This is a genomic window from Sedimentitalea sp., assembly GCF_039973035.1.
Lineage (GTDB): Bacteria > Pseudomonadota > Alphaproteobacteria > Rhodobacterales > Rhodobacteraceae > Sedimentitalea.
This window is the reverse complement of the sequence record NZ_JBDWLR010000069.1, coordinates 54,141-79,411: the sequence shown is the minus strand read 5'-3', so window position 1 is coordinate 79,411 and position 25,271 is coordinate 54,141. Positions and strand designations below refer to the sequence as shown.

Here is a 25,271-nt window from a genome sequence, read left to right as displayed (position 1 = left end):
CGTATTCGGAAACTCGCGGTTCCTTGACTTTCGTTAAGGCTGTGCTGCCCTCGGCCCGCCATAACGATCCTATCCAACCGGGCGAAGGAGAGCGCTATGCGCGAAGTCATGACCAAGAGCATGGCCCGAAACATTTTCTATGGCGGGTCATTGTTCTTTATTCTCATCTTCGTGGGGCTGACGGTGCATTCGCATCGCTACATTGTCACCACGTCAACCGACGCTGAGGGCCTGACCGAAAGCGTGGTGCTCGGCAAGCATGTCTGGGAAAAGCATGCCTGCATCAACTGTCACTCTCTGCTTGGTGAAGGTGCCTATTTCGCGCCCGAAGTCGGCAATGTGATGACCCGCTGGGGCGTCGATGATGACCCCGAAGCGGCCTATGAAACCCTGCGCGGCTGGATGGAAGCGATGCCAACCGGCATCGAGGGCCGCCGCCAGATGCCATATTTTGAGCTGACCGAAGAAGAATACCGCGGGTTGGCCGATTTCCTGATGTGGTCCGGCACCATCGATACTCAGGGCTGGCCGCCCAATGACGCCGGTTGAGAAAGGGCAAGCAAGATGAAATATCAAACCCAAAAGATCGCACTGGCCTATTTTACCGTGGCCTTGGGGCTGTTTGTAATCCAGATCATAGGCGGGCTGCTGGTTGGCTTTGTCTATGTCAGCCCGAATTTCCTGTCGGAACTGCTGCCGTTCAACATCCTGCGGATGCTGCACACCAACTCGCTGATCGTCTGGCTGTTGCTGGGCTTTTTTGGCGCGGCCTACTTCCTGATTCCGGAAGAAGCGGAACGCGAAATCCACTCCCCCATGCTGGCCTATCTGCAACTGATCATCCTTGTGGTCGGGACGCTGGGCGTGGTCCTGACCTATGTTTTCAACCTGTTTGAGGGCAACTGGCTGCTGGGCAAGGAAGGGCGCGAATTCCTTGAACAACCGAAATGGGTCAAAGTCGGCATTGTCGTTGCGGCGCTGATCTTTCTCTACAACGTCTCGATGACGGTGCTGAAGGGCAAGAAGACCGCGATCACCAACGTGCTGCTGTTGGGCCTCTGGGGTTTGGCGCTGCTGTTTCTCTTTGCTTTCTACAACCCGTCCAACCTTGCGCTCGACAAACAATACTGGTGGTACGTGATCCACCTTTGGGTCGAAGGCGTGTGGGAACTGATCATGGCGTCGATCCTCGCCTACCTGATGCTCAAGCTGACCGGTGTGGACCGTGAGGTGGTCGAGAAATGGCTTTATGTCATCGTCGCGCTGGCGTTGTTTTCCGGCATCCTTGGCACCGGGCACCACTATTACTGGATCGGCGGTCCGGGCTATTGGCAGTGGATCGGCTCGATCTTCTCCTCGCTCGAAGTGATCCCGTTCTTTGCCATGATGGCCTTTGCCTTTGTGATGGTCTGGAAGGGGCGTCGGGATCACCCGAACAAGGCCGCACTGTTGTGGTCGCTCGGCTGTGCCACGCTGGCCTTCTTTGGCGCCGGTGTCTGGGGCTTTCTGCATACGTTGCACGGGGTGAACTTCTATACCCACGGCACCCAGATCACCGCAGCACATGGGCACCTTGCCTTTTACGGTGCCTATGTCTGCCTCAACATCGCGATCTTTACCTACGCGATGCCGATCCTGCGCAACCGCGATCCTTATAACCAAGTGCTGAACATGGGGGCGTTCTGGCTGATGTCGGGGGGAATGTGTTTCATGACCTTCACGCTGACATTCGCAGGTACTGTGCAAACCCACATGCAGCGGGTTCTGGGCGAATACTTCATGGATGTACAGGATCAGCTGGCGATCTTCTTCTGGATGCGCTTCTTCTCGGGTGTGGTGGTGTTCATAGGCTTGCTGATGCTGGTCTATGCACTCGCCATGCCGCGCAAAGAGGTGATCTCGGATGATGCCTCGGTCCCGGCGGAGTGAAGCCCATGGATGGAAGTTTTGATCAACGGGAGGGGGTGCAAGCCCCCTTCTATCTCGCCCAGGGCGACGAATGCGAGGTTTTTGCCGCCGCCTATGCAAACACCCTGCCTCTGCTGCTGAAAGGTCCGACCGGCTGTGGCAAGACCCGTTTCGTCGCGCATATGGCGGCGCGTCTGGGCCGTCCGCTCTATACCGTTGCCTGTCATGACGACCTGTCGGCGGCGGATTTGATCGGGCGCTACCTGCTGAAAGGTGGCGAAACTGTCTGGGTCGACGGGCCCCTGACCCGCGCGGTGCGTGAGGGTGCGATCTGCTACCTCGACGAAGTGGTCGAAGCGCGCAAGGATGTGGCCGTCGTGCTGCACCCCCTGACCGACGACCGGCGCATTCTGCCGATTGACCGGACCGGCGAGGAACTGGAGGCCGCTCCTAGCTTTATGCTGGTTGCCTCCTACAACCCCGGTTACCAGAACATCCTGAAGACCCTAAAACCATCGACCCGCCAGCGGTTTCTGTCGCTGGAGTTCGATTTCCCCGCTCCCTCCGAAGAAGAGCGGATCGTTGCGCAGGAAAGCGGGCTGGACCCGGCGCGGGTCAAGGCGCTGGTGCGGTTGGCAGGCAAACTGCGCGGGCTCAAGGGGCAGGATCTGGAGGAAGGCGTTTCCACCCGCCTTGTCGTTTATGCTGCAACGCTGATCCAACAGGGGATGCCGGTCGAACGGGCAATCCGTGCGGCGATGGTGGAACCTCTTACCGATGACGAGGATATCAAACGCGGGCTCCTCGATCTGGTCACGGCCGTCTTTGGGTGAGGCGCGGCCGATGTCACGGATCACCTTCGAACCATGGGAACCCGAAGAAACTGTCGGGAAACTGTGGCATTCCTTCGCCAGTCGCCTGGATGCGCCCGAGGCGCATGGAGGAGCCGCAGTCGACCTTTCCGAGGTCGGCGGGCGGCTGGCGATCCTTTTCAGGGGGCTGGGTGGCAGCGCCTCTGTCGAATTGCGACCGGTTTCGGAAGAAGCCAGCCATCACCGTCTGTCGTGGCGCCGAAAACTGGGGACCGAAGCCGAAACAGTGCCGCGTGCCAGTTTTGATGGAGAAGTACTGCGGATGCCGGCGCGGCTGGCGGTTTTCCCGGCACGCGAGGCCAATGCGGCGCTCTACGTCTGGCTGGCTGCCGCTGCGGCCCATGCCCCACAGCGGTACGCCGAGGCCGATCCCTTGCGCACCGATCTGCGCGCACTGGCTGCTGCGCGGACAATGGTTACTGCGACACTGAACAATGCGCCGGGATTGCGCACCTTGCATGATACGCTGTGCGGTGCGACGCTCGCCCAACGTCCGACAACCGCCCTGCCCCGCATCGAGGCACAGGTCGAAGCGCTGGTGCGCCACATGCTGGGCGAGCCTTTGCCCGACATGGCCGCCGATATGTGGCAAGCGATCGATCGCGACGACCTCAAGGAGCTGACCGCCCCGCGCGGCTATCGCCCCTTTCGCCCGGTGCCGCTGTGCCCCGACCTGCGCGCGATTGAAACCAGCGAGCGGCACGAGGCCGAAGATTCCGAAACCGGAGAGACGCCACCTGAGGATGGCGAAGGCAGAACCCATCGCGCCCGCCGTCGCAAATCCGATCTGGCCGAACGCAGTGACAGCTTTATCCTGCACAAGTTCGAAGCGATCCTGTCTTGGGCCGAATTCCTCAACCTCAATCGGCGTGTCGATGATGACGACCCTGAAAATGCTCGCAAGGCCGCCGACGATCAGGACGAAATCGGCCTTGGACAGATCACCAAAGCGCCGCCTACCAAATTGAAACTGCACCTCGACCTCGCACCCGAAGATGTCGACCGCGAGCGCCTTTCGCAGAAGCTGACCTATCCCGAATGGGATTGCCGGTCCGGCGCATATCTGCCCGATCACGCCTGTGTGCTGGCCTCTGTCGCCACGCCCGCAGACGAAACCTTTGCCCATGACCCCGCCGCCGCCCGGCGCATTCGTGCCGTCAAACGCCAGTTCGAGGCGTTGCGACCGGGCCGCGTGACGACGCGCGGGCATCTGGACGGTGATGCGCTGGATATCGACGCAGCCGTGCGCTCTGAGGCGGATCGCATCGCCAGTGGTGAAGGCAACGAACGGGTCTGGATGCAAACCCGCCCCGAAGCCCGCGATCTTGCCGTGTCGATCCTGCTCGACGTGTCACGCTCCACAGAGAGCGCTGTGACAGGTCGCGCGGTCATCGACATCGAGCGCGAGGCACTGGATGCACTCGCGTGGGGGCTTGACGCCTGTGGCGATGATTTCGCGATCCACGCCTTTTCCTCGTTGAAACGGCACAGGGTTTATCTGCAAACCTGCAAGAGCTTTGAAGAGCCCATGGGCGCGATGGTCGAACGGCGCCTTGGTGGGTTGCGCCCCGGATTTTACACACGGATGGGCGCAGCGATCCGCCATGTTTCGGCGGACCTTGCCGGGCAGAGCCGCAAGCGGCGCCTCTTGATCGTGATCACCGATGGCAAGCCAAACGACCTTGACCATTATGAAGGCCGCCACGGCATCGAAGACACCGCCATGGCAGCCCGCGAGGCACGCCGCGCCGGGCAATCGGTCTTTGGGATCACCGTGGACAGCGACGCCAAATCCTGGTTTCCACGGCTGTTCGGCCAAGGCGGCTTTGCAGTGGTGCCTAACCCGGAAAAGCTGATCTTTGCCCTGCCCCGTATCTATCGCCAACTGGTCGGCGCATGAGCACGCAGGGCGGGTTGGATGAACTGCCGGGCGAGTTGATGATGTGGGTTCTCATCGTCAGCGAACTGCTGGTTTTCGCCGCCGGGCTGACGGCATTTCTCGCGGTGCGACTAACTGATCCGGTGGGTTTTGCCGAGGCGCAGGATCACCTGTACCGAACCGGGGCCGCGCTGAACACAGCGGTGCTGATCACCAGCGGGTTCCTCGCGGCACAGGCGCTTGTCTGGCGCCGGGTTGGGAAACGCGCGCTTGCGCGTGTGGCGCTGGTGGCGGCGGCCGCGTTGGGCGTACTCTTCCTCGTCATCAAGGGTGCCGAATACGCCGGCAAGGCGGCGCAGGGCATCGCATGGGACACCCATCCGTTTTTCACATTCTACTATGGCCTGACCGGGTTCCACGCTGCCCACGTCGTTGCAGGCGTTCTGCTTTTGCTGCTGGTGGCATGGCGGGATGCATCACAAAACATCGAGGCGTCAGCGATGTTCTGGCACATGGTCGATCTGGTCTGGGTGCTCTTGTTCCCAGTCATCTATCTTTTGGGATGACGGATATGGGCCTGTCCAAATCGCTGCTGAGCGCTTGGCTGTGGTTGACCGGGTTAAGCCTTGTCGCGGCTCTGGCGACATTGACGCCAATGCCACGCTGGACCTTGGCTGCAACGATCCTGTTGCTGGCGTTGTTCAAGGCCCGGCTTATCCTTGCGCGATATCTCGACCTGCAGCGCGCGCCGGGCTGGTTGACAGGTGCCACACTGGTGTTTGCGATCTGGACACTGCTCGCCTTCGGGCTCTACCTGATCCCGGTGTTCATGCGCTGAGTCCGGGTCGCGTCAGGATCTGTTCCACGCATCGGCGGGATCGGTTTCCACAACACTGCGCAACTGCGCGATATCCGCTATTTCGGCGTGGTTGCGCGTGATGGTGACGCCAACAGTCTTGAGCCGCGAAAACGCCCGGCTCAGGCTCTCGGGTTTCATCCCCAATCGTCCCGCGATCAACACCTTGTCATAGGGCAGCGTCAGCCGACAATCACCGCCCCCCTCCTCGCACAGTTCAAGCAAAAAGCGCGCCACCCTCTGCGCCCCGGTTTCCGCCTTAAGCTGTTCAAGTTGTGCGACCAGCGAATGAAGATGGTTAAAGGTCGCCGCGAGGATCGAGATGCTGGCCTGCGGATCGCGATGGATCAACTGGATCAGGGCGTCGCCAGGGATCAGGACTGTCGTACAGGCCGTCGCAGCCTCGGCCGACACGGGATAGGTACCTTGCCGAAGCGCCACCGGTTCGCCCATGCTTTCGCCCTTGGTGAACACGCCCACCACCGCCTCTGCGCCATTGGGCGCGATCCGGTAGAGCTTTACCCAGCCGTCCAGCACGACATGGATACCCGGACATCTTTCGCCCTGTAGAAACAGGGTTTCACCCCGGTTGGCGCTTCGGAACACCCCGCGTGACAGGATCGTCTCGATATGCTCATCGGGCAAGGAACGGATGAGCGCCGCGTTCCGTGCGACCGCCTTGTGATCCTCATGCGCCACCAGAAAATTCCTTTCTATTGCTGGCCTGATCCTACACCATCAAGCCCGGGCCCGCATCCCTGATCCGCCCCCTTGGGGATGACTTGACTATTGTCATGGAGACCCTTGGCCGCATTTGCCAAATTGCAGTCAGCCATCGCAAAACCGGGAGCCAAGCCATGGATTATCAGGACTTTTTTCAAAACCGGTTAGAGGGGCTTCACGCCGAGGGCAACTATCGCGTGTTCGCGGAACTGCAACGTGATTGCGGCGCATTCCCTGCGGCGAGGCAATACATTGGGCGTCGCGAACGAGACGTGACCATCTGGTGCTCCAACGATTATCTTGGCATGGGTCAGCATCCCGACGTTCTTGCTGCCATGCACGAGGCGGTTGATCGTTGCGGCGCGGGTGCGGGCGGAACGCGCAACATCTCGGGAACGACGCATGACCATGTCCTACTCGAACGCGAGCTGGCGGATCTGCACGGCAAGGATGCGGCGCTGTTGTTTACCTCAGGCTATGTCTCAAACTGGGCGGCCCTTGGCACGCTGGCTGCGCAACTGCCTGATTGTATCGTGTTTTCCGACGCGCTGAATCACGCCAGCATGATCGAGGGTATCCGCCATTCCCGCGCAAAGAAGGTGATCTGGAAACACAACGATCTCGCGGATCTCGAGGCAAAGCTGGCGGCTGCACCGGCCAATGCTCCCAAACTGATCGCCTTTGAGTCCGTCTATTCGATGGATGGCGACATCGCCCCGATTGAAGGCATCTGTGATCTGGCCGACCGGTATGGCGCGATGACCTATCTCGACGAAGTGCATGCTGTCGGGTTGTATGGCCCCCGCGGCGGGGGCATCGCCGAGCGGGACGGTCTGATGCACCGGCTGACGGTGATTGAAGGCACGCTGGGCAAGGCCTTTGGCGTGGTCGGCGGGTACATCGCTGCCTCTGCCGCACTCTGTGATTTTGTCCGCAGCTTTTCCTCTGGCTTTATCTTTACCACCGCCTTGCCGCCCGCGGTGGCCGCCGCCGCCGCTGCGTCAGTACAGCACCTCAAGACATCCGATATTGAGCGTAAGGTGCAACGACAGCGCGTGGCCGAACTGCGCGAACGGCTGGATGCCCTGAGCATTCCACATTTGCCCAACCCCAGCCACATCATCCCGGTCATTGTCGGCGATCCGATGAAGTGCAAATTCCTGAGCGATACGCTGCTGGACGAGTTCGGCATCTACATACAGCCGATCAACTATCCCACCGTTCCCAAGGGTACCGAGCGGCTACGCATCACCCCGTCGCCGGTTCACACCACCGAAGATATCGATCGCCTCGCCGCCGCTCTCGGCGCGTTGTGGCAGCGTTGCCAGATCGCGCGCATCCCCATCGCGGCGCAATAAGGTTTCCACTCACAGCAAAAGACCCGGTCGCCAATCGGCAACCGGGTCTTGTCAAAGTCCTGTTAAATCAGCTGTCAGATGGCGACACAGTTACCAGATAGGCCGCCATGTCTTCGGCATTCTTGCGGTGTTTGTAGGTCATCTTGGTCTTCACCTTGGACTCGCCCAGCGTCTCTCCCAGCCACGCTTTCGGATCGGTGATATAGGCCGCGACGTTCTCTTCATCCCAGACAAGGCCGGTTTCGCTCACCGCCGCTAGCGAGTCTCCATACCGGAAATCGGGGTCCGAACCCGCGACACGTCCGATCACGCCATAGAGGTTCGGCCCGGTCTTGCCGCCCTTCTGGATCACCGTGCCATCTGTCGCGATGACGGCGTGACAGGATTTGCAGAGTTTGAAATCCGACTTTCCCTTTTCGGCATCCCCGGCAAAAGCCGCGCCCGCCAGCATCGGCAGGACGGCCAGAATTGGAACGATTTGCTTGATCCCCATCGCAAGTCTCCTCTGATTTCACACAGTCTCAGAGGTACAGGCTCTCCAGTCTGGCATCCTTGACTTTGCTCAAGAGTTGCTGTGCCTCGCTCCGGTCGGCGGCAAGGCACAGTCCGGTGGAAAGCCCGTCCGCCAAGGCGGCGCTGGAGGCACTGACCGAAATCTGGCGGATCGTGGGCGTGACCATGCGACCGTGACGGGGATCAATGATATGTCCAATCGAGCCACCGGAATTCATCGTGGTGCCCAAAGGGGCCGAGGTGGCCAGCGCCCGGCCTGTCAACTGACGCGCAGTCGCCTCGCCTGCAATGGTAACGGGCCAACCCGTGCCTTTGCCAGGAGACCCCAATGCGACGATCTCACCTGTATCAATCAGCACATCCACCACGCCCTCGGCACGCATCAACCGGCCCACGCGGTCCGCAATATAGCCCTGAGCAATCCCGTTCAATGTGAGTTCCTGCCCGTGGCCCATGGATACGCCGGTCGCGTCAACATTGACGCGTTCAAAGCCGATCCTGTGGCGCGCGACCGTCATCTCGGCGGGCAACGGCGCACGCCCCTGCCGATATGACGTCGCCATCACGCGCCACAAGGGTTGAACCGATGGATCAAATCGCCCGCCCGTCAGTGTATGGACATGTCTGGCGACCCCAAGGCACTCCAGCAATTCAACCGAAGGGGCTGACAGCACCCCCGATGCATTCAAGCGCGAGAGTTCCGACGCCGGGCGATAGAGGCTGAAGATATCTTCCAACCGATCAATCTCTGCCCGAGCAACCTCGGTGATCGCCACCGCACGCGGATGATCGAGCATGATCTGCGCCCGCGCGCCCAAAGCCGTACCTTGCCAGACAAAGGCATTCGCCGCTGGCGCAGCAAGACAGGCGGCAGAGGCGATGCTCAGAAAACGGCGACGCGTCAACGTCATCTCAAACTTCCCCCCCTCATGCGGCGTTCGCAAGTTTTGTGTAGAGTTACTGCTATCGCCTACTCCGGCTCGTATTCTTGACTTTGGTCAAATGATCACAACAAGCCCGGTGGAGTCAGTGGGGCGTTTCTCGCCTCATGAATCTGATAGTTTAGATCATGTTTTGCCTTATCCATGCTTTACGCTAAGCAAAACAAATGGATCGGCCGGATAATTTTCAAACTGAGACACTACCTGCCCTTTCTCTCGCGTCTTCAAGCCTCGGCGCGTTTCATGGCCTGATGTTCGTCTTCGACGAGACCGATCTTCCAGTAGCCCGAAATATAGGTGTCCGCGCGCGGCAGGCTCTTTTCCTGATGAAGGAACGCGCGGAGGGCCCGGATGACGCCGGATTCACCGGCGATACAAGTCTGAACACGACCCTCGGGCCAGTCAAGCGCGCGGATGAAATCTTCTTGCCGGGTTGAGGGCGTGGCCGGATCAGGGTTCACCAACCAATGCATCGCAATGCCGTCCGGCGCATCAATCTGCTGGCGGTCCTTTTCGGAAGTCATTTCAAAAATGGCGACGCCCGTTGCATCACGCGGCATAGCCTCAAGTGTGGCAGCAGCCACAGGCAAGGCCGAGGGATCAGCGGCGATCAGATACCAATCTGCATCAAAATCCGTCACCTTTGGCGTGCTCGGGCCCGCGAAACCCAGGAAATCCCCCGGTTGCGCATGGCTTGCCCAGCGTGAGGCCGGGCCGTTGTCGCCATGCGCGACAAAATCGATATCTAATTCCTGCACATCTGCCCGATAGCTGCGCACCGTATAGGTTCGGCGGGCCGGAGGAGGCCCTTGGATCAGTCGTGCGGCGAAATCCTGTTGGGCTTCGTTCGGTTCAGGCAACATCAGCTTGCAGTTCCCACCTTCACGGCCCTCCGGAAAACCATCAAGTTCCGGCCCCGAAAAGGTCACGCGGATCATGTTGGGCGTCAGATGCCACGCCCGCTTGACCGTCAGAAGACGTGGTGCCGGACGGTCTGTTCGGGCGCGGGCAGCGGGGCGGATACTGTTCAATTCTGCCATATGAAACTTCCTTTGGCGTATTCTGATTATTTTTGTCAGAAATAACGCATGCACCGCGGACCACAAGAGGTTCAGCCGGCATTTATCCGCACAGGTCGTCGCAATTGGCGGACAGAAGGCCTTAAATCACTTTACCGGCAGTCACATACGCAAAATGATGCCTCGTTATCATCCATCACGATTGCTGCAATCCCTTGGAAGATATTGGGCAGCGTTCGGCGATTTCGGCCAATGCCAGAACCATCGAAACTCACGCCATTGATCGGAACAACGGCTTAATCCCGATTGCCTATGTGAAAGCCGACGAGCAAACACCTTGGCAATCCCTGCGCGCCCGTAGGAGTCTGGAATCAGTCTCAGGCGTTCCAACGCTGGTATGGTTTCAACAACGAAGTGACCAACGCTCTGGCTTCTTGACGTTGCTCATACATGAAGCGCCCCGCCACATCTTTGTGCAGCCGTATTGTTGTATCCCTTCCGATTTTAACACTCAAAATCATCGTCCAAAGCGTGAGGTTGATCGCCAAGAGCACAGCACAATTGCGTTCAATTTTGCAGGCTGACAGGTGAAACTCACCCCTCCGTCCCGCGCATGAATCGCCATAGGAAATTCAAGTGTGCAACTCTGAGTTGCCAACCCACAGCAAGAACGCAAGCTAAAGCCGGGTAGACGACTTCGAGCATTTTTCGACCTAATCATTGAATTTATGGAACTAATCGAGACGCACTCTCTGTCTTGGCCAAAATCGGGCGCCAAAACGCGTACACATCGCCCCCCAAGCCCAGTTCATGCGCCGTCTCGTAAAGAAGCACCCTGACAGTCCAATCGGCGCTGCTGTTCTGAGCGATCCTTCCGCCTTTCGGAGGTTGGTCACGCCATTGGCCGAGATGGCACGCAACGCGCTCAACCCATAGGAAAATTATTTTCCTAAAAATTATAAAATTCTGGCCCGGGTAAGAGCACCGTGGTTCATTTTTCGCAGTGGTGCGCGCGGCAAGAGACCGGCGCCACCAGACCAATGTCAGAAAAGGGGACTGAGACGTGGAACAACAACTGGCCGAACTCGCAGCGCAAGTCGCTGCCATAGAAACGAAGGGCAATCTGACGAACACGATGTTCGCCGAGCTCTTTTATTATCTCACCATTCCTTTGATGATCATCATTCACGCAGGCTTTCTGGCCTACGAAATGGGCGCATCCCGCGCCAAGAATGCGCTGTCATCAGGGGTCAAGAACATTCTCGCCTTCGCGTTCGTCATTCCGGCGTTCTACTTTTTCGGCTGGTGGATATACTGGGGCTTCCCCACCGGGCTGACCCTATCCGAAGGCCCAAACGGCATTTCCGGCGCCGCCTATGCGAATTCGATTGCGTGGGGTTGGGGTGAAAGCGCCGCCTATATGGGACCAAACACCGAAGACCAGATTGACGGCGTATTCTGGGGTGCCTTTGCGCTCTTTGCGGCAACGACGGCTTCGATTATGTCGGGCGCCGTTATCGAACGCATTCAGACAGTCGGCTTTGTCATCTGCGCGATTGTGCTTGGCGGATTTAGCTGGACGGTTGCGGCGGCTTGGGGTTGGCATTCTGATGGGTGGTTGGTCCAACAATGGGGCGTCCACGATTTCGGTGCAGCTGGCCTTGTGCACGCAGTCGCTGCGTTCTTTGCGCTTGGCGTTCTCATCAATCTTGGGCCACGCATCGGCAAGTTCAATCCCGACGGCACCGCGAACGACCTTCCGGGCCATAACATGCCGCTCACAGCTACAGGGCTGATGATTATCATCGTGGGGTTCTGGGGCTTTCTGATGGGTTGTGTTGTTGTCGGCGGCGAGGCCTGGTCGTGGGGTGGCAACTACGCCACAATCTACGGCACGCCCACCAACCTTGGCGCATTGGCGTTCAACGTATTGATGGCGATCGGCGGTGGCATCATCGGCTCCTGGGTGTTCACCAAAAACCCATTCTGGATGATGTCCGGTGCATTGGCTGGCATCATTTCAACCGCGTCTGGCCTGGACCTCTATTGGCCTGGTCTGACGTTCATCATTGCTATTGGTGCAGGTCTTTTGTTGAAACCAGCGGCCCGCGCACTCGAGAAATTCGGCATTGATGACGCGGTTGGAGCGGTCACCGTTCATGGCACGATCGGTATCTATGGCATGTTGGTCCTCGGCGTCACAGCGGCGGGTTATCCTGCACTGGGGGGTGAAGATGCCCCAACGATCAGCCTTTTTGGTCAACTCGCCGGCGCTGTCGTATTCATCGCAATCGGTCTGAGCACGGGCTATCTGACATCCTTCGTTCTGAAAATGTTTGGAATGTTGCGCGTGCCAGCAGCGGCAGAAATAGCCGGCCTCGATACCGTCAAGGTCCCTGCTCAAGCCTATCCAGAGGGCATACCCGCGTCTGCCCCTGCCGCCAGCTAACCCAAAAACAAGGAGAAAATCATGGGTTTTCCATTTGAACCAGCGACTTGGGACGGCGTATCCGGCCCAATTTTCATGGGCTACGGCTCTGTCATGCCCGGTGTGTTTACCGTCATCTCGATCGGGCTGTGCATTGCAGCGCTAGTCATCGGCCAAAGAGCCGAAGCTGCAAAATACAGCAAGTACAAATAAAGCACCGCACACTCCGAGAGGCCTGCAATGCGGGCCTCTCACATCGCTATAGCTTTACGCGCGGTCTCTATGACAATTCACGCCAAAAAAGCCAAATCACTGGTGTTATCACGCAAACTCGACATTAGTTGCTGGCTTTCCGGCATCAACCCAGTCGCTCAGCATGACCCAGCATTCGATCTACTAATGGCGCCGGCGCTTCCCGCCTGAGTTCATCGCTCACGAATACTGGCGGTACGTCCGTTTCATTCTGAGTTTGCGTGTGATTGAGAAACTGATTGCCGTCCTCGCGCCTATCGCCTCACCGCCACATCAGAACGCCACGCTCAAAATGACCCAATGACGGGCGCGCGCACGACCGCATTCGGACGGGTGAAACCACGTTGGAAATACCGTGCATCGTCAGATTTTGCTCAGAACTCCGTCAGGATTGATGGGTTTGGATTGAGTATGCTGATCCTCGTTTTGTGACAGCACCATTCCCTTGATCGCAGCGTCAATTATTCGACGCGCCCCAGCTTATTGATCGGATTTCTCATGGCCTACATTCCCAATGACCCCCTATTCACGACCCAATGGCATCTGTTGAACTCCACCCCGGGCGAATACGATCTAAACGTGGTCGATGTTTGGGACGACTATGATGGCTCTGGCATCAGAGTGGTCGCCTTAGATCGGGGATTTGACTACACCCACTCGGATTACGACAACTACCGCACTGATCTGGATTGGGATTTTGAAGACGGCGATTCCATTGCCCTGCCCGATCCAGACCCAGATCTGACAGACGACGTACAAGTCGATGCGCATGGCACCCCGGTCCTCGGGATCATCGGTGCCGCGCAGGATGGTGAAGGCACTGTCGGGATCGCCTTTGGAGCCGAGATCATCGGCTACAAGACCGACTGGTCCCGCGACGAAGTCGAGGCCGCGATTAACATGGCCACCACCGACATCCTCGACGTGATCACCATGAGTTATGGCGAGAGCGAGAACGTGTTCATCCCCCGCTTTGGCTTGGTCGATGCGGCCGAAAACGCGGCGGAAAACGGGCGGGACGGCAAGGGGCTGATCATCGTCAAATCGGCGGGCAACAGTCGGCGGGACCCGGACGGATTTTATCGCGAAGAAACCACTGCAGAAGCCCTGGAAAACTCACGTCACACAATTGTTGTGGCAGGTGTCAGCGATGCGGGCGAGCTGCCGCCAGTTTTATGGCAAAACGGCGATCCAGATGCCAACAATGGCGCCAACAAAAGCTCTAGCCCCGGTGCCAATATCCTGACCACCGCCTTTTATGGTCGAGAGGGCAATTCAGTCCAGACCACCGACATCACCGGCGCGCAAGGCTATTCGAGCAATGATTACACCGGCTTCAGCGGCACTTCGGCTGCAGCTCCGCAGGTGGCAGGCGTCATCGCGCTGATCCTGGACGCCAATCCGAACCTCGGCTGGAGGGATGTTCAAGATATCATTGCCTACAGTTCGCGCCATATTGGCAGCAAAGTGGGCGACCAAGCCGAAGGCGAAGAACAGGCCACACAGCTGGACGGATCCACATGGTTCTGGAATGCAGCCGACAATTGGAACGGCGGCGGGTTACACTATTCCAATGACTACGGTTTTGGCCTGATCGACGCGAAAGCGGCCGTCCGGCTGGCGGAAACATGGGATACGCAGAAAACCAGTGCCAACGAGGTCAACCCGGCCCGCATCGATGCGCTGGATCGCGAAGTCACGATAGCCGATGGCTCGACCACCGGCGGGTCGAACTACTTTTCGATGCGCTTTGACGATGGCATCATCATCGAGAACATTACCCTTGGTATCAGTTTCATCAACGTCGAAGATCTGGCCGATCTGGAAATCTACTTGACCTCACCGGACGGAACGCGCGTCCAATTGATTGCGGATACCGGAGGGCTCGAGGACTGGAGCGGGTACTGGCGGTTCGGCAGCACGGCGTTTCGCGGCGAATCCAGCGAAGGCACCTGGCGGCTTCAGATCCGGGATGACGACAACGCCGAAACATCGCCGATCACGATTGCAGACATCGACCTTTGGACGCATGGCGCAAATGAAACCAACGACGACCTGTTCATTTTTACCGATGAATATGCGACCTACGCCGGGGTAGATGGCCATACGACCAACTTTTCCGGTGGGGCCGGCCATGACGTTATTAATGCGGCGGCAATGGACAATTGGATCATCGTCGACCTTCAAAACGGACAGGGAGCGATTGGCGGACATGTGGTCACTATGTCCGGAATCGAAGAGGTATTTGGCGGTGACAATCACGACAGGATTCACGACGGCGCGGGCGCTAATGAGCTATGGGGCGGTCGGGGGAACGACACGCTGCGCGATACAAATGCGGGCGGCAGCGATGTGTACCATGGCAATCAGGGCTATGACACGTTCGAGGTTTATTCCGCTATTGGCGCCGACAGTTTCTTTGGCGGTGCGGGCCGCGACAGGATTGACTGGAGCCATAGTCCGGAGAATACCGCAACCTTTGATCTGGTTGCTGGCGAGGCCCGCGACGCCAATGGCAATGTCGAGGAAATGCGCAGCATCCGTGACCTGATCGGGACAGCGCAGGGCGACACCATCATCGAAAACAGCGCCGCCAATGACATCGACGGCCATGGCGGAAACGACATGTTCATCATGACCAGCAACATCCGCAACGATACGTTCCGGGGTGGCGCCGGTCGCGACACAATCGACTGGAGCGCGGCAACTGTAAACGGCGCCACATTTGATCTGAGCACAGGCGAGGCCCGCGATACGGATGGTCATGTTGAACAGATGGAGGATTTCGAAAACCTGATCGGCACTGAAAGCAACGACATCATCATTGAAAACAGCGCCGTCAACGTGATCGATGCGCGCCGCGGAGACGACATCGTGCGGGTCAACACCCTGATCGGTAGCGACAGCTTTACCGGCGGGTTCGGCAATGACACGATCGACTGGTCCGGCTCCGCACAGAATGGCGGTGTCTATGATATCTCTGGTGGCACTGCGACCGCTGGCACTGCGACCGCTGGCACTGCGACTGAAACCATGTTCGGCTTTGAAAACTTCTTTGGCACCTCGCAGAGCGACACGATCATCGAAGGTGCCGGGATCAATGCCATCAATGCCGGCGCCGGAAACGACACAGTGCGCATCACATCGCTGATCGGGCAGGACTCGATCGCCGGAGGCGGCGGCATCGACACGATCGACTGGTCCGGGTCGAGCCAGGTGGATGGCCGTTATGACCTTTCGGCCAATCTGGCTACGGCGGGGACCCTTTCCGAAGCCATGGTCGATTTCGAAAACCTGATCGGCACCAATCAGGCCGACACGATCACCGAGAGTGCCGCCAACAACATCATCTACGCAGGCAGCGGCAACGATCTGGTGCGGGTCACTTCGCTGATCGGTGGTGACAGTTTCACCGGCGGTTTCGGAACTGACACGATCAACTGGTCTCAGTCCGCACAGGCGAACGGCATCTACGATCTGTCCGGTGGAAACGCGCGATTCGGGTTTGTGTCCGAAGTCATGTTCGGGTTCGAGAACTTCATCGGCACCGATCAGAGCGATCGGATCATCGAAGGCGCGGGCGTAAACGACATTCGCGCCAGTTTCGGCGATGACATCGTCGAGGTCACGACCTTGATCGGTAATGACACGTTCCACGGAGGTGCCGGGAACGATATTGTCGATTGGTCCGCCTCGGCCCAGGAGGACGGCGTCTACGATCTTTACAATGGCACGGCGAGTTCCGGGCGCCTGACCGAAACCATGGCCAGTTTCGAAACCTTTATCGGCACCAATCAGGACGATACGGTCATCGAGGGCAACTTGACCCACGCCATCGACACTGGGGCCGGCGAAGACACCGTCGTAGCCCGATCCCCGATCCTGTCCACAGACTATGACGGCGGCGCCGGGACTGATCTGATCGATTGGCAGAACGTGCTGCAGGTGGGCGGCAGTTACGATCTTGCGGCCGGAACCGCCAGCGGCACCAATGGCGTGACGGTAGCGATGGGCGACTTCGAAAACTTGATCGGAACCGGGTTCCGAGACACGATCCGCGGGACCTCGGACGACAACGATTTGCAGGGCATGGATGGCGATGACCGGATCTTTGGGCGCGGCGGCGCCGACCGGATTGACGGCGGCGACGGAGATGACGCGCTCCGCGGCTCGGGCGGTTCGGACACGTTGTTCGGCGGCGACGGTGACGATGATCTGCGCGGCGGCAGTGGCCACGATGTCCTGACCGACGGCGACGGCGCTGACCGGTTGCGGGGCCAGAACGGCAACGACATCTTTGACTTCATCGTGGATCAATTCATCGACCGTATCCTCGACTACACTGATGGTTCCGACCAAATTCGGCTTGCCGGTCTTGATTTCACTGACCTCACCATCAGTGATCGCGCTTCAGGCGATGTCCTCATTATCTATGCCGATGACCGTCTAATCCTAAGGGATTCTGACGATACATTGAGCGCAGCAGACCTCACTGCATCAGATTTCCTCTTCGCATGATGCTGATACTGCAGGGGCGGACGATGAGACACGTGTTACCGACCGCCCAGGTTTGTTGCACAGCTCAGACTGAAGGCGAATCCGCACATTTCCATCTGCTCAGCGTCTTGCCGCCTTGAATGTTGTCCTTCCATGATTGAATTGCTAATGGGTCGTCCACCGTGCTCGTGGCACCCGCTCCAATTTCGTCGCTTAAGAGGTGTCAGACAATGCTGAGCGTAGCTGGCAGGCCGCCGCTTAAGCTTACAAGCTCTTGTGACATCGCCAATTCTTTAAAGGCACCGATTGGTGCTGCATAGGCGAAAGCAGTCAAGAGTGATGCGGGGTAACGCATTGACACCACATCACTATTCATCCCGCGTTCCAAGTCAGTGACAATGGCTCTCAGATCTCGACCTGATACATGAGCACTACGTCCGAGACGAAAAATTGTCCGCTGGTCGCGTCGGGTGTCTTGTGGATCAGGATCTGATTTTCCCGACCACGTCGGAACCCTGTCCCTCGCAGCAGTTCGTGCATGGTTTTGTGACCGGAACTGCCTGTCACCCGCAGCTCAATCGAAGCATTTGAGGCCGTGGGATTGTTGGCGGAATCGTTCACATGAACCCAACAGGTGCAATCGTCCTCGGCATCCACCCGGAACATCAAAACGGGAATGGCACGCGCGGTGCCTTCGACAAAATTACTGGGCAGGTTGAAACGAAAGCGCAGTGCTTCCCGGCGGGTTGTGTCTTGGAATGTTTGGTAGTCCGTTAGTGTTGGCATGATAATCACCCTCGAAAATGCGGGGCGTATCCTTGACTGCCCCTCAGGGGTCACGGTGCCACGGGCAGTCGCGCAAGTCCTGTGGGAGTTCTGAGCAAATTCTGACGGGCTGCCCGAGTGGTCGTTGTTCGGATAGGTTCAGCGCGCGGGCGTGACGGTATAAAACGGTTCCGCAATGGCGTTGTTTTCCACCATTTCTGCGATCTCGACCATGAGCTTTGCAGCCTCGGTTTCTTTGCCCTGGCGCTGTAAGATCTGCGTTTGAACCGCAAGAATGCGGGGGATAAACCAAATATCACCGGTCTTTTTGGCCCAGGAAAGCGCATAGACCGCAGAGGTTCTGGCATCGTCTAGCCGATCAGCCTGCAGCAGCGTTTCGGCTTTGAGGCCGTACCAATTTGGAATCTGTATACGTCCGCCAGTACGCTCAAACACGGAAATACCTTCTTCAAGTCTGGTCAGGCCAAGAACTGTTTGGCCATCCTTCGCAAGCGCCCATCCCTGCATGACAAGGCCGGTGCCCAGCCAAAATGGAAAGTCATGTTCGCGACTTAGAGCCACGGCTTTATTGGCAAGATCCCGGCAGGAATTCACGTCACGCACAAACATGAATGCTTCCGAGCATAGCGCCAATTGGATCGCCTCGGCAAAGCGGTTGTCGAACACTGTTGTGAGCTCTCTGGCCTGCGTCTGATACATCTGCATATCGTTGACATGGCCCTGAATCCCTGACACCCAAGCCGCATAAGAGGCGCAGGTCACGGTGGCGTTTTGTGCGGTGATCGTATCGGGAAAGCCATCCCCAACAACGGCCATAGCTTTCTTCAAATGGCCTATCGCGTCGTCATATTTGCCCATGTGAGTCAAAACCTCGCCGATGCCGCCATGACCTTGCACCAGCAGGCTTGGGTTGCCGGATGCCTGCGCCATACCCAGCAGGTTATTGGCGTGCCCCAATGCCTCTTCCAACTGACCACGTACCCATGTGTGGACCCAAAGGCCTACGGATGAACTGGCCAAGGCTTTGTAGTTTTGTGATTTTTTACTCAACGCCAGAACCCGCCGAAACGCGTCACCGACACTTGTAGCGCCGTAACCCTTCATCGCCATCAGCGATTGCGCCAATGACAATTGCAGGCGAATTTCTTGTTCGGGTGCCGCGTTCTCGAGCCCTTCGAGCAATGCAAGACCGTGATTTGAAAACACACAGGCTTCTTGTTGGGCAGAGCGAACCAGCGCGGCGTAGCTGGCTTTGGTCCAGTTGCCTATGGCCTGCTGTTTTTCGCCCGCTTCTTGGAAATGCCAGGCAAGGGTTTCCGGGCGCACCGGGTCCGCGTCTGCGTTCGCCTCAAGGTATGTCGCGATCTTGCGGTGCAGTGATCTTCGGTCTTCAACGCCCAGCATGGCATAGGCGGTATCGTGCAACAGCATGTGGCGAAAAACGAAACCTTCGCCGGTTTCTTGCAAAAAGCCCATGCTGACCAATCGGTCCAGATTATTCTCAACCTCGCTTTCGGGCTTGTCCAGAAGATGTGTAATCAGGGCAGGCGTGGCAGTCTGACCAACAACCGAGATCACATAGATCGTCATTCGCATAGAGCTTTCAAGCGCTCCAATCCGCACTTCGATCACGGCCTGTACGGTGTCGGGCAAATCGCGGACAGGGTCCGCGCCGGCTTGGGCCGCAAGCGCCAGCTCTTCCAAAAAGAACGGATTACCCGCTGCGCGTTGCACCAATAGTTCAACATTCTCGGAATCGACTTGCGCCAACGCCGGAATATCCTGCAGCAAGGCCAGACTTTCTCCGCGCCCTAACGGGGCAAGCTGCAACACACTCTCGACCAGAGACAGCTTGTCGGTTGGCCGCGTGGTCAAAATGATCATCAGGTCAAGATCGTGCGCCTCGCGGATTAGAACCTCCAGAAACCGGCGCGACGTCGTGTCGATCCAGTGGATGTCTTCGAATACCAGAATGCGGTGTCGATCACCAAAAACACGCTTGAGCAACTGATAAAGCAAGGCATAGCTGCGTTGTCGCTTTTTTCGATCCGACATTCCTTCAAGGATCGGGTCAAGACGTGCGGCGCCGTCCAGCAGCGCGCTTATCAGAGCCACATCCACCGGGTCTTTGATCTCTGGGCCGGGGCTGGATTGCATCAGGTCAATGCACATCTCGCGGATCACCGAAAGTGGCGTCTCATTGAGCCGGGGCAGACAGTAGTATCTATGGCAGGACACACGGTCCGTATCCAAACAGGCCAAAAACTCGGATACCAGCCGCGACTTGCCGATGCCCGCTGGACCAGAAATCACTGTCGCCTGACAGTTTGCGGCGAAGCTCTTCTCAAGGGTCGCATTCAAAAAGGACATCTCGACCCGACGCCCGACAAACCTCGTGGGTCTTTTGAGAGGTCGTGCCGGAAGACCCGCGCGATCTTCCGGCGGTGCCAGCAAGAGAAATCCCGACCCAGCCGATTCGGTTTCAATTTCGTCTCGCAGAAGGTCCTTTATGGCTTTGCTAACCAGAATGTCGCCACCGTTCGCACGATCGGCCAGCTCTGCCGATCCTCGCGCTACACCACTTGGCAACCGCCACCCCAGATCCACGTCGTCCCCTACATAGGTCCCAGTGCCGCAATCGACGCCAATAGAGATCATTGCACCAATGCTTGATGTGTCCTGAACGTCACGCAGGTTTACGATCTGATAGGCGCAACTCAGAGCAAGCCGTGTGCCATCTTCAAGGTGCGGGTCAACACCGAACGAGGCAGAAAAGCCGTCAAACATCATGTGAAGCAAATGCCCCCGTGCAGCACTGACAAGGTGTTCGGCTTCTTTCAGAAATCGGTCAATCTCAGGCGAACCAGGATCTTCGCTCGGCGCAACGCCGACACCGTTCAGCTTTACCGTCAAAACGGCGAACCAGCGCAACTCTTGCAAGCGCCGTTTCGGCGTCGGCGGCGCGGCTCGCGCGTCTGATCCGACGTCGGCCGCCGCCTTCAGGTCTGCAACGAACCGAAACCCACGACCATGATAGGTTCTTATGGTTTGGTTTGAACGGCCCTTTTCGCCAACGGCCTTTCGTACAATGCTTATGGTTGTCTGCAGGGCCGCTTCGGACACTCCCAACGTCCAAAACTGGTCCATAAGTTCTGATTTCGAAACCATCCTCTCTCGGTTTTCGATGAGATAGATCAGGACTGAAAAGGCCTTTGGCGGGATTGCCACCGGCTGGCCATGCGACACCAGTTCTTGATGATCGGTGTCCAGTTCGAAACTGGAGAATTTGGAAATCACTTCCAGTACTCCAACTGCATCCTCCGTTGAAAACGTCGATCGCAATTTCTAAACAGCAGGTTATCGAGTGCCTTGAGCGGGCCGTAGACAGACTAACCGGAAATGCGATCCTGTCCACTGGCGGTCAAGGTCTGTGGTAGGCTCCCGCCCCATTGATGTTAGCTTGTTGACATGATTCCGGCTCCGCACGGAGATCATATTCATGAGCAATCTGTTTTGGCTAACCAAGGCGCAGATGGCGCGCCTTCGTTCCCAAAAGCCATGGCCGCCCGCGTGTCTACGATAGACGAGTCCTGAACGACATAATTTTCCATGATCGTAATGGATTGCGTTGAATCATATGCTTAACAACCGTTTGGGAGCCTGCCTAAACGTAGCGATTGCGCCGGAGTTAACTGAAACGTCCGGGGAAAAGTCCCGCGATGAAGCGGCGTACAATTGAAATCGCCACGTCGCGGGAAAACGCGTCGGCGTTTGACAGATAGTCCACCCACATACCTTCAAGAAGAACGAGGAGGCCAAAGGTTGCATCACGCGCCAAAGTTGACTCTTTACTTTCGCCAGAGTCGTGAGCGATCTGCCGGAAGGCTGTATTTATGATATCGTGCAAGCGCTTGTCTCGGGTACCACTGTACGCCGCGATGCCCTCATTCGAATTGGCGGCACCTCGGAATGCATGCCAGATCCGGGTTGATCGAACGTTCATGAGTGTTTCGCTCAAATCCGCCCTGATCACCGCCGTGATGATCGCCTCGGGATCATCGCCCGCACCCTGCACCCATTGATCGAGCACTTCGAAATAGCTTTCGCCAAAGGAACGCGCCGCAGCAGCAAGTAACTGGTTCTTACCGCCAAAGTGCAAGTGGATCATGCCGCGCGACAGGCCTGCGCGCTGAATGATCTTGCTGACGGTTGTATCCGTAATGCCAATTTCAGCGATCGTATCAAGGGTGGCAAGGATCAAGGCGCGGCGGCTGCTTTCCGGGTCTCGCTTTGCGGTCCGTTTTTCAGCGGGAGTTTCAAGACTTGAGTCCGACTTTACCAACTTGACCCCCTCTCTTTTGGGCCGAAAACGGCCTGCTACACAGAAAGATTGACACACGCGGAAAGACGACGCAATATTTAATGGACGATCGTCCATTAGTGGTGAGTCTACCATCCAACACACAAGGAGTGCCGCGATCAATATGAAGAGCGAAGCATCAAAAGGAATTGCACTCAGTGCTCCGGCGACGCTCTACGTCGGTTTCCTTGTGGCTGCACCGTTGGTTATTCTGCTCGCATATTCACTCTGGACGCAGACCTATGTTTCAATTGATCGCACACTGACGCTGGCCAATTACCGCGAGGCCCTGACCGATCCGCTCGTGCGTCACCTGCTGATCCGTTCGATCCTGATTGCTGCGGCGGTCACTGTGGTAACCGTTGCACTGGCATATCCGATTGCCTATTTCATCGCGCTCAAAGCCAAGCGCAAGACGCTCTGGCTGTTGCTAATCACTATCCCCTTCTGGTCGAGCTATCTGCTCCGTGTCTTTGCGTGGAAGCTGATCCTCGGCTTCAACGGAGTGCTGAATTCTGCGCTGCTTGGCATGGGCGTGATTGTCGACCCGCTGACGTTTCTTCTCTATAACGAATTCGCTGTTGTGTTGACACTTGCTCACGCTTGGGCGCCATTTGCCATCCTGCCGATCTACGTCTCGCTTCAGAAGATCGATCGGAGCCTTTTAGAGGCCGCTACAGATTTGGGTAGTGGCGCAGTCCAATGCTTCTTGCGCGTGACACTGCCTTTGACGGTTCCGGGAATCATCGCGGCCTGCATGATCATCTTCATTCCGACGGTCGGCGACTATGTCACGCCGTCACTGGTCGGAGGGTCCGACGGCAAGATGATCGCAAACCTAATTCAGGTTCAATTCGGGGCTGCCAACAACTGGCCTCTTGGGGCCACGCTGTCGCTGTTGGCGATGCTGTCCGTCGGATTTGTTGCCATCGTGTTTGTCCTGTCGGCAAGCGGCCTCGGGAGACGTATCCGATGATACGACCGTCCGGCCTTGCGATCTATGCCTTTGCCTATCTGGTATTCCTGTATTTGCCAGTACTGTTTCTGCCCCTGTTCTCGTTCAACGACGGAACCATCGTTGCCTTTCCCATCAAAGGCTGGACGTTGGAATGGTACCGTCAGTTGGGCGGACAGGAGACGTTGATCCGGGCGCTGATGAACAGTCTGTTGGTAGGCGTCGTGACCGCGCTCTTGGCAACTTCGATGGGGTTGTTCGCGGCGCGCGCCTATGTTCGATACAGTTTCAAAGGTAAGCAAGCCTCCGAAGGGTTGGTCATGTTGCCGCTGGTCATTCCGGGCATCATCGTTGCTTCATCGATGCTGGTTCTGTTCATCTCGATCGGGATCAAACCATCGCTGACTGCGGTCATTTTGGGGCACACCTTCCTTGCGCTGCCGTTTTCCGTGTCGATCATGAAATCCGCGTTTGATGATTTTGACGCTTCGCTGGAAGAGGCCGCCTTTGATCTGGGATCGAGCACTGTCGAGACCTTCCGCAGGGTGACGCTGCCGATCGTTGCCCCGGGCATTGTGGCAAGCCTGTTGGTGACCTTTACCGTCAGCTTTGATGAATTTGTGCTCGCCTTCTTTCTGTCGGGCAACCAACCCACCCTGCCCGTCTACATCTGGAGCCAGATACGCTTTCCCGCAAAACTGCCCAATACGCTCGCGCTTGGGTCCTTGTTGCTGCTGGCCTCGGTGGCATTGCTGGTTGTCGCCGAATACTTCCGCCGCCGCTCCTCGAAATCAACGATATGAGGCCCGCCGTGACCGAAACAAATATCATCCAGCTCAAGGGGATCGATAAGCGGTTCGGTAAGTTCACCGCTGTCTCGAATCTCACATTGGATTTACGCGAAGGCGAGTTCTTTTCTTTGTTGGGTCCGTCAGGATGCGGCAAGACAACCGCCCTGCGCATGATCGCTGGCTTTGAGGAACCGACCTCAGGGAAGGTCATCATCGACGGGCAGGATATGGCGGGCATACCGGCCAACAAGCGTCCGACCAATATGGTCTTTCAAAGCTATGCGATTTTTCCACATCTGAACGTCGGCAACAACGTCGCCTATGGATTGCGCAATAACGGCATCCCGAAGTCCGAAATCGATAAGCGCGTCAGCGAGGCGCTCGAAATGGTGGAGCTTGGCGGGCTGCAATCCAGAGGAGCGACAGAACTATCCGGTGGTCAAAGGCAACGCGTGGCGTTGGCACGGGCATTGGTGATGCGCCCAAAGGTCTTGCTGCTGGACGAACCGCTGTCCGCGCTGGACAAGAAACTGCGCGAGCAGATGCAATTTGAGATGCGTCAATTGCAGCAACAATTGGGTATTACATTCGTCATGGTCACCCACGACCAATACGAAGCAATGACGATGTCGGACCGGATCGGGGTGATGTTCGACGGCAAGCTGATGCAAGTCGATGCGCCGCCGACCCTTTACGCCAAACCGTGCAACAGAGAAATCGCAAGTTTCATTGGCGAAATGAACTTTCTGCCAGCGAACGTCAGCGCCGAAAACGGCGGAAATCTGACGCTATCCACCCCCTGTTTTGGTGCAATGACGATCGAAAAGAACCCCAATATTGTGCAGGCAGGGCGTGACATCGAGATCGGCATCCGGCCCGAGCAGTTGGAAATTTCCGCCAGCGAGCCAAGGGGTTATGATGGAACCGTGTTGGGAAAGGTGCGCAACGTCGCATTCTATGGCGAGAACGTTCACTATCATGTGCAGGTCGATGGCATCGACAGGCCGATAGCGGCGTCCGTGCCGAACTACTTTCATACTGTTGACTACCGTCCGGGTGAACCTGTCTGGCTCGGCGTTCAAGCTGCCTCGATCATTGATCTGGGCCAAGATCAATCCAAAAAACAATAGGGA

Annotated in this window: 21 protein-coding genes and 1 pseudogene; 14 read left to right on the top strand and 8 right to left on the bottom strand. The window is 57.5% G+C overall.

Annotated elements, in window-relative coordinates:
• Positions 1-96 precede the first annotated feature (96 nt).
• Genes ABJO75_RS17290 through ABJO75_RS17265 form a run of 6 tightly spaced genes read left to right on the top strand, consistent with a single transcriptional unit; the run spans position 97 to position 5,497 of the window.
• Positions 97-549, top strand: coding sequence for a cytochrome c (locus tag ABJO75_RS17290; RefSeq protein ID WP_348132141.1), 453 nt, complete (start codon positions 97-99; stop codon positions 547-549).
• 15 nt (positions 550-564) lie between these two features.
• Positions 565-1,929, top strand: a complete 1,365-nt coding sequence (locus ABJO75_RS17285; protein ID WP_348132138.1) for a cbb3-type cytochrome c oxidase subunit I — start codon at positions 565-567, stop codon at positions 1,927-1,929.
• Between the two features lie 5 nt (positions 1,930-1,934).
• Positions 1,935-2,741, top strand: coding sequence for a CbbQ/NirQ/NorQ/GpvN family protein (locus tag ABJO75_RS17280; protein WP_348132135.1), 807 nt, complete (start codon positions 1,935-1,937; stop codon positions 2,739-2,741).
• A gap of 10 nt (positions 2,742-2,751) precedes the next feature.
• Entirely contained in the window at positions 2,752-4,680 is a 1,929-nt protein-coding gene (locus ABJO75_RS17275; RefSeq protein WP_348132132.1) for a VWA domain-containing protein, read from the top strand.
• Entirely contained in the window at positions 4,677-5,225 is a 549-nt protein-coding gene (locus ABJO75_RS17270; protein ID WP_348132130.1) for a cytochrome c oxidase subunit 3, read from the top strand. Before ABJO75_RS17275 ends, ABJO75_RS17270 begins: the two co-directional genes overlap by 4 nt.
• A gap of 5 nt (positions 5,226-5,230) precedes the next feature.
• The gene (locus tag ABJO75_RS17265; protein WP_348132128.1) at positions 5,231-5,497 is read left to right on the top strand and encodes a cytochrome C oxidase subunit IV family protein; all 267 of its coding nucleotides are present in this window, start codon (positions 5,231-5,233) and stop codon (positions 5,495-5,497) included.
• Positions 5,498-5,509: 12 nt separating this feature from the next.
• Here the strand turns inward: ABJO75_RS17265 and ABJO75_RS17260 are convergent, their stop codons facing one another.
• Entirely contained in the window at positions 5,510-6,214 is a 705-nt protein-coding gene (locus ABJO75_RS17260) for a Crp/Fnr family transcriptional regulator (protein WP_348132125.1), read from the bottom strand.
• 158 nt (positions 6,215-6,372) lie between these two features.
• Between ABJO75_RS17260 and hemA the strand changes: the two genes are divergently transcribed.
• Positions 6,373-7,596, top strand: a complete 1,224-nt coding sequence (hemA, locus tag ABJO75_RS17255; protein ID WP_348132122.1) for a 5-aminolevulinate synthase — start codon at positions 6,373-6,375, stop codon at positions 7,594-7,596.
• 67 nt (positions 7,597-7,663) lie between these two features.
• Here the strand turns inward: hemA and ABJO75_RS17250 are convergent, their stop codons facing one another.
• From ABJO75_RS17250 to ABJO75_RS17240, 3 genes are all read right to left on the bottom strand, one after another.
• Positions 7,664-8,089: a cytochrome C gene (locus tag ABJO75_RS17250; protein ID WP_348132119.1), complete on the bottom strand. Its 426-nt coding sequence runs from the start codon at positions 8,087-8,089 to the stop codon at positions 7,664-7,666.
• A 28-nt stretch (positions 8,090-8,117) separates the two neighbouring features.
• Positions 8,118-9,020 (bottom strand): FAD:protein FMN transferase, encoded by a 903-nt coding sequence (locus tag ABJO75_RS17245; RefSeq protein WP_348132117.1) that lies wholly within the window; start codon positions 9,018-9,020, stop codon positions 8,118-8,120.
• Between the two features lie 254 nt (positions 9,021-9,274).
• On the bottom strand, positions 9,275-10,090 hold the full coding sequence (locus ABJO75_RS17240) for a siderophore-interacting protein (RefSeq protein ID WP_348132114.1): 816 nt from the start codon (positions 10,088-10,090) through the stop codon (positions 9,275-9,277).
• 1,042 nt (positions 10,091-11,132) lie between these two features.
• Here ABJO75_RS17240 and ABJO75_RS17235 point away from each other — a divergent pair.
• The 3 genes from ABJO75_RS17235 to ABJO75_RS17225 all read left to right on the top strand — a co-directional run bounded on the left by ABJO75_RS17235 (position 11,133) and on the right by ABJO75_RS17225 (position 17,267).
• The gene (locus ABJO75_RS17235; RefSeq protein WP_348132111.1) at positions 11,133-12,518 is read left to right on the top strand and encodes an ammonium transporter; all 1,386 of its coding nucleotides are present in this window, start codon (positions 11,133-11,135) and stop codon (positions 12,516-12,518) included.
• Positions 12,519-12,539: 21 nt separating this feature from the next.
• On the top strand, positions 12,540-12,710 hold the full coding sequence (locus ABJO75_RS17230; RefSeq protein ID WP_348132108.1) for a hypothetical protein: 171 nt from the start codon (positions 12,540-12,542) through the stop codon (positions 12,708-12,710).
• A 537-nt stretch (positions 12,711-13,247) separates the two neighbouring features.
• Positions 13,248-17,267, top strand: coding sequence for a S8 family serine peptidase (locus tag ABJO75_RS17225; RefSeq protein WP_348132105.1), 4,020 nt, complete (start codon positions 13,248-13,250; stop codon positions 17,265-17,267).
• Positions 17,268-17,469: 202 nt separating this feature from the next.
• On the opposite strand, the gene ABJO75_RS17220 is transcribed toward ABJO75_RS17225, so the two are convergent.
• The 3 genes from ABJO75_RS17220 to ABJO75_RS17210 form a co-directional block, all read right to left on the bottom strand.
• On the bottom strand, positions 17,470-17,622 hold the full coding sequence (locus ABJO75_RS17220) for a hypothetical protein (protein ID WP_348132102.1): 153 nt from the start codon (positions 17,620-17,622) through the stop codon (positions 17,470-17,472).
• A gap of 29 nt (positions 17,623-17,651) precedes the next feature.
• Positions 17,652-18,032, bottom strand: coding sequence for a hypothetical protein (locus ABJO75_RS17215; RefSeq protein WP_348132099.1), 381 nt, complete (start codon positions 18,030-18,032; stop codon positions 17,652-17,654).
• A gap of 138 nt (positions 18,033-18,170) precedes the next feature.
• Positions 18,171-21,329 carry an AAA family ATPase gene (locus tag ABJO75_RS17210; protein ID WP_348132096.1) on the bottom strand — a complete coding sequence of 1,053 codons (3,159 nt, stop codon included), beginning with the start codon at positions 21,327-21,329 and terminating at the stop codon, positions 18,171-18,173.
• A 202-nt stretch (positions 21,330-21,531) separates the two neighbouring features.
• Between ABJO75_RS17210 and ABJO75_RS17205 the strand changes: the two are divergent.
• A pseudogene (locus tag ABJO75_RS17205) lies at positions 21,532-21,661 on the top strand (IS5/IS1182 family transposase); the annotation flags it as partial.
• Between the two features lie 59 nt (positions 21,662-21,720).
• Here the strand turns inward: ABJO75_RS17205 and ABJO75_RS17200 are convergent.
• The gene (locus tag ABJO75_RS17200) at positions 21,721-22,515 is read right to left on the bottom strand and encodes a TetR family transcriptional regulator C-terminal domain-containing protein (RefSeq protein WP_348432504.1); all 795 of its coding nucleotides are present in this window, start codon (positions 22,513-22,515) and stop codon (positions 21,721-21,723) included.
• A gap of 1 nt (position 22,516) precedes the next feature.
• Between ABJO75_RS17200 and ABJO75_RS17195 the strand changes: the two genes are divergently transcribed.
• The 3 genes from ABJO75_RS17195 to ABJO75_RS17185 are packed head-to-tail and all read left to right on the top strand — an operon-like array spanning position 22,517 to position 25,268.
• Positions 22,517-23,368, top strand: coding sequence for an ABC transporter permease (locus ABJO75_RS17195; RefSeq protein ID WP_348132090.1), 852 nt, complete (start codon positions 22,517-22,519; stop codon positions 23,366-23,368).
• Positions 23,365-24,150, top strand: coding sequence for an ABC transporter permease (locus tag ABJO75_RS17190; protein ID WP_348132087.1), 786 nt, complete (start codon positions 23,365-23,367; stop codon positions 24,148-24,150). Before ABJO75_RS17195 ends, ABJO75_RS17190 begins: the two co-directional genes overlap by 4 nt.
• 8 nt (positions 24,151-24,158) lie before the next feature.
• Positions 24,159-25,268 (top strand): ABC transporter ATP-binding protein, encoded by a 1,110-nt coding sequence (locus tag ABJO75_RS17185; protein ID WP_348132084.1) that lies wholly within the window; start codon positions 24,159-24,161, stop codon positions 25,266-25,268.
• Positions 25,269-25,271 lie beyond the last annotated feature (3 nt).